Origin of the sequence: Saccharopolyspora elongata, from assembly GCF_004348985.1 — a bacterium.
Taxonomy (GTDB): Bacteria; Actinomycetota; Actinomycetes; order Mycobacteriales; family Pseudonocardiaceae; genus Saccharopolyspora; species Saccharopolyspora elongata.
The window spans coordinates 1-14,728 of record NZ_SMKW01000138.1 but is presented as its reverse complement, the minus strand read 5'-3'; the positions used below and the strand labels follow the sequence as shown (position 1 = coordinate 14,728).

Annotated in this window: 4 protein-coding genes; 2 read left to right on the top strand and 2 right to left on the bottom strand. The window is 66.7% G+C overall.

The annotated features are described in order from the left end of the window. Nucleotides 1-1,225, top strand: a 1,225-nt coding sequence (locus E1288_RS50040; RefSeq protein ID WP_132495017.1) for a putative glycoside hydrolase, incomplete at its 5' end; no start/stop codon positions are given. Between the two features lie 86 nt (nt 1,226-1,311). Here E1288_RS50040 and E1288_RS44100 read toward each other — a convergent pair. Both E1288_RS44100 and E1288_RS44095 read right to left on the bottom strand, forming a co-directional pair. Continuing rightward, the gene (locus tag E1288_RS44100; RefSeq protein ID WP_132495015.1) at nt 1,312-2,343 is read right to left on the bottom strand and encodes a hypothetical protein; all 1,032 of its coding nucleotides are present in this window, start codon (nt 2,341-2,343) and stop codon (nt 1,312-1,314) included. 58 nt (nt 2,344-2,401) lie between these two features. Further along, nucleotides 2,402-14,527, bottom strand: a complete 12,126-nt coding sequence (locus E1288_RS44095; protein WP_207954900.1) for a hypothetical protein — start codon at nt 14,525-14,527, stop codon at nt 2,402-2,404. Between E1288_RS44095 and E1288_RS48400 the strand changes: the two genes are divergently transcribed. After that, nucleotides 14,526-14,728: hypothetical protein (locus tag E1288_RS48400; protein WP_207954899.1), on the top strand; the 203-nt coding region annotated here is incomplete at its 3' end. The genes E1288_RS44095 and E1288_RS48400 overlap by 2 nt on opposite strands.

Here is a 14,728-nt window from a genome sequence, read left to right as displayed (position 1 = left end):
CACCCACGCCACCGCCCTCGCCACCATCCACACCCTCACCACCCACGCCAAAGAACAACTCTCCGCCGAACCCGACCTCACCCTCACCATCCCCCTCCCCACCGGAAACCACGAGGTCTATGTCTCCCGCCAGGACCTCAACAACATGATCCGCCCCTCGCTGCAACTCACCACCGAGGCGCTTCACCGCACCATCACCTCAGCCGGCATCCACGCCGACGACGTCTCCGCCATCCTCCTCGCCGGCGGTTCCTCCCGAATCCCCCTCATCCACCAAACCCTCAGCCACGAATTCAACAAGCCCATTCGCGCAGCCCTCCACCCCAAACACACCGTCGCCCTCGGCGCCGCCACCACCACAACGCGCACCGCCAAACCCCAACCCAGCAACAACCCCATAACCCCAACCGAAATCATCCCCGTAACCCCAACCGAAATCATCACCACAACGGCCACACCACCCACCATCAGAACGTTCCCGCCAGCACTACCCAGCACCACACCACCGGAAAAAACCCGCAAAAAATGGCTCATCCCCCTCGCCGCCGCCATCACCGCCATCACCGTCATCGCAGCCATCACCACCTACGTCACCGCCAGCAACGCCGAAACGCATGACCCCGAACCCATCGCCGGGAGCACGCAGCCCGGTGAGCCGTTGCCGGTGTTCGACGGCACGGCGGCGAAGCCGTGGGTCGGACTCATCGGGTCCGAGCAGGGCCGGACCGGCACCGAATTCTGGACGAACGGGGCCCATACCAAGGAAGGCCCGGTCACGGTGCGGCTAGACGGCATGGGCGGACTCAAGATGAATTGGTCCGGCGGAGGCAGCGGCCAGGTCTACTTCCAAAGCCAGCCAGGATCAGGCGGCAACCAAGACCTCTCACGCTACTTCGACAACAACGGTGCGATCGTCTTCGACGCGACACTGCACAGACCGCCGTCGAGCACCGTGTCGATGGAGGTGCACTGCACCTCCCCGTGTCGCGCAAAGGTCACCGCCACGAACCTGTTCAAGCGGCTGCCTGCCGGGACGCCGGTGACAGTCAAGCTGCCGCTGCGCTGCTTCGTCGAGAACCGGGCCGAGCAATGGGATCCGACGGCTATCAACACTCCGTGGCTGGTGTACACCGACGGTTCGTTCGGGATGACGGTCTCCAAGGTGCGCTGGGAAGCAGGAGCGGCGAACGATCCCGACGCCACCCGTTGCGATCAGCTGTCCTGACAATCACCTGATCCACAATGGCCGTGCCCGTCTTCACTGGGCGGCGAACAGACTTTACCGGAGTCCTTCACCTCATCTGATCCCGATCAGCGGGTCCAGACTGGTTCCGCCTCCGGGGGTCGGCGTAGGACGTCCATTGCTCGATGTATCGCTACCGCGTCCAGCTCCGGGGGGAGTAGGCCGGCGTCGCGGATGTGCGCCAATAGGTCCGGGTCCGGGGCCAGGTGGTGGTGTTCCAGGTAGTACGCGATGGTGTCCGGCCAGATCCAGGTGCCGTCGGTGCGGAGGCTCATTGGGACGACCGCGCCGCGGGAGGGGTCGACGACGTCGTCCAGGGTGGCCGTCGTGATCATTAGGGCAGCGCCGGCGCGTAGGTAGTCGAGGATCTGGCCGCGTTCAGCCTCGTTGTCCATCCGGGGGTGGTCCGGGGCGAAGCTCGGGCCGGAAATCGGGTCCATCGCGTCGAAAACCCGCGCCACCGTGATTTCCGGCGTCTCGGTAGCAGCCCACAGGAGCGCGCCGTAAGCGCGGGCCGCGCGCTGGTACGTGGGCACCGGGCCGACAACCGCGGTGACCTCGACCTGCGGAGCCGCTTCACCGGCGGCGATGAGCGCTTGCTGCAGGCGAGCGGTGAGCGCGGGCAGGTCGTCATCGTCGGCTTCGACGACGTAGACCGCTCGCGGCGGCGGGTACGGCGCGCCATCCGGGGACATTCGCCACGCACGCCACATTCCGTGCGCGGCCGGCTCTCCACTGAGGACTTCGATCAGTGCTGCCACGACGGAATCGTCGTTGGAGCCAACGGAATCCGGTGGCTCGGCGCTGAACTGCCACACCAGCGGCGGATCGTCGATCACGGGTTCGATGCCTTGCAGGACGTCCAGCGATGCACCCTCCGTCTCGAAGACGGTCGCGAGCACGCCCAAATCCCCTTCGGTGAGCGGCAGGACGTACCGCGTGGCGGTGGATGCCACCGCGCGGGCAACCTCGTCGAGCCGGTCGTCCGCGAGCCAGGCACGAGCCTGCGTGACCAACTCGTCCGGTGCGAATCCGGCCTGCCGTAAAAGTACTTCGTGCATGGCGGCCTTGACGTCCGCTTTCTGGTCAGGTGTGGTCACTTTCCTTCTCCTCGGCACGTTGTCGGTACCAGAACTCGGCGGTCCGCCCGGTCATGCTTCACTCGTCATCCGGTGCTGATGTTTCCGAAGATACTGCTCGGCTGCCAAATCCCGATCTCTGTAGTCTCAACTCTCGCGCCGGCCCGCTCTGCCGACCCGTCCACCTGATCACCGCGGGCGGTGCTCCGTTGACGTAACGCGGCGGCGCCGAGCCGTTCACCGCGGCACGCAATTCCGGCCCTGACCTCCACAGCTGTTGGCCCTCGGAACCCAGCAAGTACCAGTGCCCGGTGCCCAGCCCGTCGACGAACTTCGGCAACAACTTGCCGTCCTCGGCAACCGAGACCTTCGTAGCATGAACAAGCCGGTCTTCGGTTTGAACCACATCGACCCTCGCTGTCCACACTCGCATTTGCAGCGCGCGGGCGAAGCGCTCCGCGAACGTCCATTCGCCCGGCCCTAGTCGCCGATGCGCGCCGGCCCCCAGCAACGCAACTGCCGGTCCCGGGACGAAACGCCGGTCTTTTCGCACGTCGTCGGCGAAGGCTTCGGGCGTCACCTTCCGGCCGTCGGGCAACACCGCCCGCCCGTCGGGCGTCACGTGCACACCGACGATCTGGGTGTCGTCCGGCAAATCGGGTGCCGACTCCGCGGCCTGCTCGATCGTCTCGATGGAATCGCCGGGCCCCCGGAACAGCAGCGGTTCCGGTCGTGGTGAACGGGTCAGTTCGGTGGGCGGCTCGACTGGCCGCGGCCGGCTTCCGTCCGCCCGGTGCAGCATCCACTTCGGCCCCCGGCCTCGGTTTACCCGTGCCAACACATCCGCGCCGGTACTTCGCAGCTCGGTGACCTCGGCATTGGGGATGACCGTGCCGTCGTGCCCGAGCACCAGCAGCGGCCGACTGCCTTCGGGGACAGCGGCGGCGTGATGTGGCGACCGGGTCCATCCGCTGTATTCGGCGGTTTCGGTCGCCCCATGGATCGGAAGACTCACCGGCGCGCTGCGCACACCCCAACGGAAGTCGAATCTTGGCGCGGTCCCCGCCTGCACCGAAGAGCCGGAACTTGCCATCGCTGAAACAAGATCCGTACCAGGAAGCTGCCGCATGCCGCCCGCGGCCGACAACAGGTACCAGTGCCCTGCTGTCGCGGACCGGACCTCGCCGCCGAGTCGTGCTTCGGCCCATTCGCTCCACGTCGGCAACCCGCTGCGAACGAACGACAAATCACCGGTGACAACTCGGCCATCAGCGGCATGCCACACCTCCTGGTCGGCCGCGATCACGTCGACACCGAGGATGTCGCGCAGCTGGGCCGCACCGGCCAGGTCGAACGATCCGTCAGTTCCCACCAGCACGATCGGCCGCCTGGCCCAGCCAGGTAGCTGCTCGATTCGCGCGGCCAGCTCGGGCACCGTGAGGTTGTCACCGGATGCGGGGAGCGCGACCACCAGGTGGCCGCCGACCTTGGGCAGCAGCGCCGCCGCGTCCTGGTCGTCGGCGTTGGGTGTCCAGACGTCCAGCAGCGCGGCCGGTGCCGGGTCCGGCGCGCTGGCCGGCGGGGACGGCTCAGGCGGCGGTCCGGGCAGGTTGTTCGCCGCTGCCTGGACGGACTCCACGGCGAAGTACCCGCCGTTGTCGATGGTCACCTCGACTTCGGCTGGTTTTCCCGGCAGGGCGCCAAAAAGAGTGCGGTGCTCGGTCTGATCGGTGAGCGTGTAGATCGCCTTGCCCGCCCGGTAGACGTGGTAGGTGCCCTCCTTCTCGGCGGTGAGCTCTCGGGCATTGCCGCGGGTGGAAACCTGGACGCGCGGCTTCGACCTGCTGCCCGACACCCCGCCCGACGGGTCGAGTGTGCTGCTCTCGCCGGGAAGGAGCATGTCCCCGGCCAGGTTGCCGGATTTACCGCTCTTTGCCTTGGAATCGCTGCCCTGCACCATGGCCAGACCGGGCAAAGTCGCGCTGCTGTTGCTGGTGTCCGTTTGGGTGACTTCCTGCTCGGTTTTCTGCTCGTGGGTCAGCTCCCCGGTCGCGGTGAAGGAGTTGACGTACTCGACCTCGGCGAACCGCAGGCGCACCGCGAGACCGTGCTTGTCGTCCCAGACCATCCCGGTCTCGACCATGGCGGGGAAGGGCACCGGGCCGTCCAGCAGTTCCTGCGTCATCGCGGTCAAGCCTTCTTCTCCGCCGAGCTGCCACAGCAGTTGCGCCGGCAGGGTGGCCGGGCGGACCCAGCCGCTGCCGGCGGGGGCCCGCATCGACGATTCCGAACTCGCCGGATCGGCGTCGTCGGTCGGCTGCTGCGTTGTATGCGCCAGCACCGCAGCCAGCCACGGGAACAGTCGCTCGCTTCCGGGCAGTGCCAGCGGGATCACGTCCACCCCACGCAGATCCTGCGGTAGCGATCCCAATTCCACCGCGCCTCCGACGGGCACGGGCCGGCCGCTGATCCGCACCGGGCGCGGCGCCGGCGGCGTGGTCGTGGTCAGGCCCCCGGGGATGGTGAACAGGGCCGTGCCATCGCTGGTGAACCGCCGTTGCTCCGGTGTGCGGGTGTCGTCCTGCATCGCCGACCACATTTCGACACCCCGCCTCGGTGCGGTCAGCAGCAGGTTGTTCAGCACCGCGTTCGGAGTCCACGACCGATACATCTCGACCTGGAACCAGGTCGGCCAGGTGTAGGAGTAGGAGGTCTCGTCCTCCGCTGTCACCCGCCGCTTGAACGCATCGCTGTCGGTGTTGCGTTGGCTCCGTGACCATTCCTTGCCGTAGCCCGCGTCCGGGTGCGCGCCCGCCCGGCGCAGTTTGCCGTTGAAGCTGCGGGCTACGAGAACACTTCCGATAAGGCCGCCGCCGCGCGACCGGGATTCGGTTTGCGCCCGTTTCTCGGTGTTCTGGAAGAAAGTGTCGGATTTGATCTCCGTGTTCGGCGTGGCCTGAGCGTCCGGCGCGTACCGTGCGCGAACGACGAACTCGATCGTCTCGGTGCCGCCCAGATACGGCCGGGCGGCCAGCAACGACGTCCCGGATGTCGTCCCCTGGCCGAACCGAGCACCCAGTGCGGTCGACGACGCCAGTGTTTCCACGGACCCGCCGATCCCGGTCGGCACCTCCAGCCAGGGACCCGTACCGAAACCGGGAGCATGGTCGGAGATCATGCTCTTGATCAGCGGGGCGACCTCGTGCGCATTGGAGATCTCGGTGACGATGGTCGGGCCGAGCGCAGCGCCGGAAAGTACGAACTCCGGAGGATAGCGCACCTCGGTCGCCGGTTTCGGCTTCGCCGCCACCCCGGCGGGCAGGTCGAGGTGGCGGGTCTGCGGTGGCTGTCCTTCCGCTTCCGGTTCCCGAGCCGGGTTGGTGTGCAGTCGCTGTGCGACGGCGTCCGCGAGCAGGAATTCGACGCCGCCGTTGACCGCGATCTGCTCGGTTTCCGCGGCCGCGTCCGATTCCCCGTAGCTGGTGATCTCGAACACGGCATGCGCTCGGTAAAGGTGGGTCGCTCCGCGTGTCTTGCCGGTCCGTCGGCGTGAGGTGCCAAGACCGTAGGTGGTTCCTTTGTCTTGACTGAAGGTTCCTCGGCCGGTGAACGACGGGGCCAGGTGGGCTCGTTTGCCGGATTTGCTCCCGAACTGCATCAGCGTGGGGACGCGGAAACGTCCCTCGCCGCCCATCCCTCTCGTTTCCTGACCGTCGAGCTTCAGCCCGCCCTCGGCGACCCCTTCCAGACTGAGCTTGTCCGAAACGGTGTCGATCGGATGGGCGTCGAACAGCCGCAGCCGCACCCGGCCGCCGGTGATGGGCAGCCCGCCGGGTGCCAGCAGCTGGTCGAGGGGCGCTGCTAGCGGGTCCTCTGGGTCCGGTGTTGCGTCGTGTTGTTTCGAGCCCGCAAGGTTGTGCAGGATGTGTTCGATGGGCTCACTGAGCACCGTGGACGGTGTTGCCACGCCCTGTGGCATGAGGAATTCGACCTTAACCTGGAACGGGTTGTCGTCCTGGTCGGCGTAGTCGAAGTCTCGGATGACCGTACCGAGGTTCGTCAGATCACCTTGCGCAGTGGTGGGTGCCAGTGGCTCCGGAACCAGCACGCGCGCCCAGCCATCGATGGTGGAACTGCCGGTCGTCGTGGCGCTGCTGGACGTCGAGGCACCGCCGGAACTCCGGACACTGTCCGAGTCACTGTCGGATGTCGAGGACCTGTCGGACAGAGTGGTGAGCTCGATGTCGCCGTTGTTCGGCGCATCAGACCGGTTTGCCTGCGCGCGGAACATGCCTAGCCAGCGGTACCACGGGTCCGGCTGCACGTTCTGTGCCTCAGCCAGCTCGGTCTGCTCGGTCTGCGACTCCGGCTGCTCGGTCTCCGGGGTGGCGGCTTTCGTCGAAACGGAGATCGACCAGGTCACCTGCCGGTCGAAGGTGATCGCGGGCCCTTTGTACTTCGCGCGTCGGTTGACCTTGTAACTCTGCGCGGCGGTGCTGCTGTACCCGTGTGAGAACTGGGCTGACGCGCCGAAGAGGAAGCCTATGTTGCGCCAGAAATCCTTGCGCTTGGTGCCGATCGCTGCCCCCGACTCGACACCGATCCGCTGCTGCGTGCCGGCTTTCGCCTTGATCTCGCCGCGGATCGCGTTCTTCGCGGTGAAGTCCACGGTGGCCTTCTCGACCTTGCCGGTGCCGATCAGCGCACCCAGTTCCGGTCTGACCTTGATCGTCACCAGCTGATCACCGACCCGGATCGTCTTGGTGGCGCTGCGCACCTCTCCGCTGAACAAGCCGAAGAGCGCGGACGCGCTGAAAACCGAGGACAACTGCGTCTCGACGAGCGCCCGCTGGTCGTGGCTCAGCGACGCGAGCTCGTTCCCCGCCGACTCGCGCAGCAATCGGCGCACTTCCGGAAGCACCCGTTCGATTCCCGGCGCTCGGTCCACCACACCGCCACCGGTGCTCTTGCCGGCCGCGAGCATGTCGGGCTGCCGGGGCTCGCCCGCGGGAATCGTGATCTCCGGACGCTTGCTGTAGTCGGCCAGGATCGAAAGTACGAGTTGCTCGGCGGTTTCGTTCTCCAGCCGGGCGTCAACTCTTCCGTCCGAGGTTTCGACCAGCGTTCGGGGAAGGTCCGGACGTACTCTTTCGACCAGGTCATGGAAGTTCTGGCGCCGCCGTAGTCCATCCGGCACCGTCGGGCTTTCGTGCGGCGCGTATTGCTCCTCAGCGATCTGCCGGGCGGAGTGTGCCGCGGAAATCTCTTCGAGCCGGGCGAAGTCGTCGGCGGGCATCCACAGGAACACTTTCTCCGCACCGGTATCCGAGCCTTCCAGCGTCGGATCCGTGGAGTACCGCTCAACCCGCACATCCAGCGTCGCCTCCACCAGGACGGCATCGCCCTCGATGCTGGTCACGCTCTTCTTCCCGGTGCTGATGCCCAGAACCTGCGTCAGCGACTCGCCCGATCCCGCCGAACCGGACACCGTGAAGGGTGTGATCGTGGTGTAGGAGCCGAGGCCGCGTCGTTTCTTGTCGACATCGGCGACGAATCCAGGCCCCACCGCCACCGAGGCTTCAGTGTTCGCAGACTGCGCCTCGCTGGTGTCAAATTTCGTGTCGCTACCGGCATCCTGCCGCAAATTCACGGCCGGAACGACGCGGCTGTCAACCCGCCGCACCGAGCGCAGCTCCGCGGACACCTCCAGTGACAGCGTGTTCAGCTTCGCGCCCGGCAACCGCAACGGGCTTGGCCGGTAACCACCACCGGTGATCTCCTCGAACTTCACGATCGACTTGTCTTCGGCCAACTCCCGCGACACCGAATCACGGACACCGACGCCTACTTCCGACAGTGGCAACTTGGCGAGAACCTGCTGGCGAATGCGCCGCATGTCGGCCGCTTGTGGCACGGCGAACACCTCGTGCAGGGCTGAGGCCGGAAGGGGCAGCACTGGATCGTCCGGGCCGGGCTTGGTGGTGGCGGGTGGCACATCCTCCCCGTCATAGCGGATCAGTGCCACATCGGTGATCTCGTCGGTCCGGTACGTCTCCGGCGGGTTCTCTCCTTCCCGCACGTCGATGACGAACCGACCGTCGACGACGAAATTACGCTCGGGAACCCGGGTGCTCAGCCCGCGCGAAAATTCCATTGCCGATACGAGGCTGCGCTGCTCGCTCTTCCCCATTGAGGGCCGCACGGAGGGGTTGAAGACTACGTTGCGAGCCGCGCCCTTGGCCGCCGCGCCCACCATGTTGGGCACGACAGCGAGCATGCCGAACTGGGGGCTCTGTTCCTGCCCGACAGCCAGGCCCGCGTCGGCGTAGCGAATGCCATACTCGAGGACCCCGTCGGCCTGCGGCAGGCGCACGGGCGTCGACGCGGTGCGTTCGAACTTCAGGTGCAGCTCGCGGGAGCCGACCTCGATCCGGATGCCTTCGTCGGCCAGACGCCGCAGGGTTCGCGTGAGCTTGGCGTCGGAGAACAGCTCCTCGATCGCGGCTCGGGCGGGTTCCCACAAATCTTCCGGTAGGGCGGTGAGAATGTCCTCGGGGTCGATATTGCCGGTCTGCCAGATCTTGCCGCTGCCCATCGCACCGTCGGCGGCGTAGGGCGGCAGGTCGACCTGCCGGACCGTCACGTCGGCGCGGTCTGCCGCGATACGAGCTTGGGTCACGGCCTTGGTGGCGGTCTTGGCCGCTTCCGCAGTGGCGCCACGCTCGTTTTCGGCCCGGGCCATTGCCTCGGCGGTGCGTTCGCTCGCTTCTTGATCCGCCGCAGTCAGTTGCTCAATCCGCTCCCGCACAGCGGTGAACTCTGCGGCAGCGGTCTCCACGCGCGCCTCCGCGTCGGCGCGCTGGGCAAACAGCGCATCCCGCTCAGGTCCCTGGTCCTCGTGCTGGTTTCGCAGTAGCTGCGCCCGCTCGCGGGACGCCCTTAAAAATCCGCTCCGTTTCTGAATCAAGTTCTGCCGAGCCGCATCGAGTTCCGCGCGCAATTCGTCCTGCCGCTGCCTGGCCGCCGTCAGGTCTTGCTGCGCCGCCGTCAACTTCTCGGCTTGCTGCCGAGCACGCTCGACACTCGCCGCGGCCGAGGTGGTCTCGTCGGTCGCCGTCTTGAGCAGCGCGTCGGTCTCGGCGGAGTCGGCGGCCGTGACGGTGGTGGGAGGCGCGTCCGGCGCGGGCGCATCCACCATGTTGTAGATCTGGGTGAGTTGGTCATCAGCCGCCGTGATGTTGCTGCGCGTCCGGGCCACTTTCCCGATGTGGTCGGAATTCCGCAGCGATGCCAGGTCGGGCCGCGGCTCCGTGCGGAACCGCGCCGACTCCGTGCGCAGGTGCACCCAGTTAGGACTCAGCCCGGTCTGGCCCGGCGGCAAGGAAACGTCAGCGGGCACCGTACGAGACGGCACGGTCCGCTCGACGGCTGCACCTTCGTCCTGCGGTCTGTCCGTCACGGAGGCAGCGACACCATCCTGCGCCGAGACAACACCACCGTCAGGCCTTCGGCTCGCAGACGGCACCTCGTCGTCGCCCCTCAACCTGGAAAGCCGATCCCGCATCTGCTGCAGTTCCGCCTCATCGGGGTCACTCACGGTGTCGTCGGTCGCCGGATCACCCGACGCATCCCCAGTGGGCTGCGACCGCACATCCCCAGGCAGCGCGGGCACCGCGCCCGCATCTTCGACCGATTCTCGCCCCGCACCCGGGCCCTTCCCCGGATCGGGCCCGGCGCCCGCACTCACAGCCATCAAGTCCACCCAAATACGGGCCAGCGTGTCCCGTACCCGCGCGATCTCACCGTCCCCGACGCCACGCATCATGTGATAGGCCATCACGCTGACAGCCTGCGACGAGCCATTTAATGGCGCCCTCAATTTTTCGCGTGCGTGGCCCCGCAAGTCTTCCCTTGCCTGGCCAGACAATTCCTCCAACCCCGCATTAGCCTGATCACTCCACAATCGCAGTTCCCGCTCCGCAGCAGCACGACGCCACGGGCGCGCCAGGCCGCGCCATTTCTCCTCGACCGCCCGCATCCCGGGCAACCTCTTCTTGACTCTCTGCAAATCCGTTGAGGTCCAGGCTCCCTGCCGTACCATGCGTTTCGCAGCTTCGACGTTCCGTGCATACTCACCGCCCTGATCGAATCCCGGCGGCATCGCTGTCAGATGCTGCTCCATTCGGCCCGCCAGCTCGGCCACCTCCGCGATCCCGGCGAGGTTGCCGAGCCGGTCCAGCCGCTCGGACTCCGGCAAATCAAGCAACTCCGCCAATCGCGACGGGCTATCCAGCCACGCCACCTGCGCGGTATCGGCTGCCGTCGGCTGCGAACCCTCCCCCCGCGAAGCGGGCACTGCGGAAGCATCGCCGTCGCTGTCGCCCGCGAAGGCGCGCAGTCGGCCATGCTGAGCCCACCAAGCCAAGTCATCGCCCGCGTCCGCCATCACGCCCGACGGCAACGTCGACTCGGGATCGATCCTTCTGTCATCACCCTGGACCGCGTCCAGGAAATAGTGCGCCTTCCTGTTTTTAAAGAAATCACCGGACGCCAGGAACGCACTCGCGTTGTTACCCTTCACATACATTGCCTGCGGGGCATCCTGGGAGCCCTCCGGCGGCACTCTCAACACGAGGAAATGAACGTCGTCTCCCACCGCCTGCCTCATGAACCGCCGCACGGCGGCGGGGCCACGGGTCAGCCGAAGCTGCGGGACAACACCCCCGGTTGCGTCCTGGAACTGCTTACTCGCCGCACCTCCCACAACCCGCCGCAACACGCCAGAGTGCAGCATGCCCTTCGCGGCGCGGAGGTTGTCGGCGATCTGCTCCAGCAACGCCGTGGCCGCCTCAGGACCCGGGTCAGGAATCACGATGCCCGAGCCCTCCACCATGGCCTTCGCATCCTCATTGCCGAGCAGTACCTGAACAACGATGTAGTTGACCGAAGCCTTCAGCGACTTCCCGAGTCCATCGATGACCTCTCGCGATTCGGGCCGCAGAGGCGGTTTGGGGTCGTTCACCGCAGTCCACTGTGACAATGCGTCGGACGGGAACTCGCCCCCCTTCGTGGCATTGGCCCACGCAAGACGGCGCTCAGCCTCCCGTATCCAGTTCTCGCTCCACACCAGCCTGAACGGCGCTGGCGGGATGAGCCCGTCCTTGATAGCCCGCAGAACAGCCTGACGCAGCTTCGCTGCTTGCTCCGCGTTGGGTTCGGAGACGCCCGCCAGCCACTGCCATACATACGACTCGTCTACATGCCCCTCGGCGGCGTCGGTCACCTCGATTGCCCGGCCCGGGCCGAGGTAACGCACCAGCTCCGAGCTCGAGAGCCGGGCAGCCTCGCGCATCTCCTGCATAGAGAAATCGTCGGGCTCGCTACTGCCGTCCAGCCACGCCTGAGCCGTGGACTCGTCAACTCGGGCCACCGCGGCCGCTCGGGCCCAACCGAGGTGGCGCACCAATTCCTCATCCGGGACTCCGGCGACGGAGGCTACCACGTCGCCCAGGGTCAACGCCCCCGAATCCTGCACGATCGGCAAACTGAACACAGCACTCGCGAGTTCCGGGGTCACCGGCCCCAATTCCCCCTCCGAGGCCATCTGCTCGCCCCGCAGGGGGTGCAGCTCCCGCAATTGGTTAGCCAGCGCGACCGCCCTTTCCGGCCCGCCGAACGCCGCGACAATCGTGTCGAACACGATCCCGAGCAGCACCGCACGATCGCCGGGACGGCCGCGACGCCGCTTGCGCACGTTTTCCGTAGAAACGCCGATCGACTGGGCGATCGCCCGGGCGATCGCCCAGTCGTCACCGAAGAAGCGTGTGAGGTAGTCAAGCTCACGACCGTCCAGGGCATGCACCAACTCACGCAGCACGTTCAGCGCCCGCGGACTGGGCCGCCTGCCTTGCACACCGGCACGCTGCTGTGGCGGACCGCCGAGGTCGCGCACCTCCACCTGGATGTCGGGCTCCCGGTCCAGGCCACCATCGAGCCCGGCCACCGTTTCTTCCAGCTCCTCGCCGTACTCATCCGCGTCGCGGGGGTCACGCTCTTCCTCGCCCCAGCTGTCCAGCAGACGGCGGCGATCGGCCAGGCGCATCATGAGCTGCCCCAGAGCACGCAACCGCTTCTGGTACCGCGGACCACCCGGCACCAGTGTCTCGACCAGGCTCTTGACCTCCTCTCGCCCGCCGTACTTGCTGACCACCGACCCGATGAACGCCCGGCGCAACGCCTCGGCATGCCACCCTTCGGGCAAGTAGGACCACATCCGCCACACCCGCGCCGTGGCCTCATCCACCCCCAACGCGTGAGCCAGATAATGATTCCGGCGCACCCCCGGGTTGACCATATTCATCAACTCCGCAGGTCCCTCATCCTCCAAAGCCCCGAACAATCCGCCCCATTCGACCTCACGGCCACGACGCCACAACCCCGGATCCGCCAGCCCGTACTCCACCCTGACACCAGCCGGGTCCACCACATGCACAAAGAACTCGACCGACTCCCCGCTGTTCTCCAGCCAGGCACCCGGCGGCACTACCAGATGCGGCGGCACCTCCCACAACCGATCCTGCTGCCCCTCGGTCAGCGGGTCCCACAAGTCGTCCAGCCGCGTGGCGCTACTCGGGTCCCCTTGCGCGTGCTCGCCCATCACATACCAGGCGTCGATGCCCTCCTCGACCAACCTCGGTGGCATACCTTCCGGATCCGACGACCAACCCATGCTGGCTCTCCACGTCGTCCTCCACTTCCTCACCACCACCGCACGGTCCACAACTCCCCACGAGTCCAGAATCCGCAGGAACGCCAGGACACTGTGACCATCAACATCGGCCGACCTCGGCCGCGCAGGCGCTCCCGTCGCTGTCTCGAAAGCGTCCAGCGCCGCACGCCCCTCCTCAGAAACCCCCGCCAGCTCCGCCGCGTCCAACAACGGCCGACCATCCACCACATCCGGCAGCGGCCCACCCTGCATGTACCCCGCCTCGCCGACACCGGCCCCCGTCCACCCATCCACCGGACGCGTCAACGGCTTCAGCTCACCGAAGGGCACTTGGGGGGGATTCGCGTCGGAGGGCTGTGCTGGTCCGGCCCCGGGGAGCCGGGATTGGATCCTCCATCCCTCCCGCAAGGTGCCGGTGATGATGCTGAGGCCGCGGGCATACTCCATGAGCTCCCAGTTGAGGCGCTCCCTCCTAGCTCCCTCGGCGGCCTCCTCGACCCTTTCCGCTTCGTAGGCCACCAAACGGCTCAACGCCACAAAAACCGGACTATCGTGCCTGTTTCCCTCATCGCTAAGCCTGTTGACCTGGCGAAGTAGAACCTGCGCACGCCGCGCTCCCACCACGGTCTCCGACGGCATCCCCGGCGGATACGGAACAATGTCCGCCGCCTCCACGATGCCCTCCAGCGACGTCAACTCCCCCATCCGACGACTCCGCGCCCGCACCCCCGCAGGTGACGTCAGACCCTCCCCCGCCGCCGGCGAAGACAGATCCCCTTCGGAAACCGGTCGCAACCCTGCCGGCAGCGGGGACGCCGGTTCGATCGCGTCGACATCCACCGGCCGCCCCGTACCGGGGGACTTGCCGGGTGTCATGGGATCGCCGGATTCGAGGTGGGTCTCCCGCACCCGGCCCGCACCGTCGCGCTCGACCTCTGCGGGGGAAGTCGTATCGGTCTGGTCGGACCCATCGGAGAGAGCCGAGACGATCGAAGCCGCATCGGACTCCTCGGCGAGCAGGGCCCGCTCGTCGGAGTCATCCCGGTCGTCAGGATCGTTCGAGCGGGTCTTCTCGTCAACGACCTCCGCCGCGGTTTTCTCCTCTTTCTCCTCAACGTTTTCCGGCGCGGTCTTCTCGTCAACGTTCTGCGGCGCGGTCTTCTCACTGCCAGTCGCCGGCAGATCCTTCCCACCCCAGCGACCAAACCAGTCCCGCGGATTCCACGAACGACCAAACCAGTCCCCCGGATTCCACGAACCAGCAAACCAGGCCCCCGGATTCCACGAGTTCGACGAACCCGGGCCAGGCTGCACATCCAGCAACTCGGCCACCAACAACGCGATCCTGGACGCCCGGTCACCCCGCCGGGGCTGACGAAGCAGCAACTCATACAAACCCAGCAACACTTCCGGCCCGTACTTGCCCGTCAACGCCAACTGATCAACCCGGCCACCCAAAACCGTGTTCAACCACATGAACGACGTGATCCCCGCGTTAGCCAACCGCAAATCCTTCTTCGGCTTCCCCGCATACGCCCGCAACTTCCCCGGCAACGCCTCCGGATCCCCCAACAACCCCGCATACACCCGCAAATCCGGATCAGCAGCAACCAACACCGCCAACAACTCACGCCGCGACCCCGGCCCCGAACCCACACCCGGACCCGGCGTGCGACC

Coding starts and splice junctions, on each gene's coding strand:
- E1288_RS44095 (WP_207954900.1), bottom strand. CDS start 14,527: ATGTGGTTGAACACGGTTTTGGGTGGCCGGGTTGATCAGTTGGCGTTG.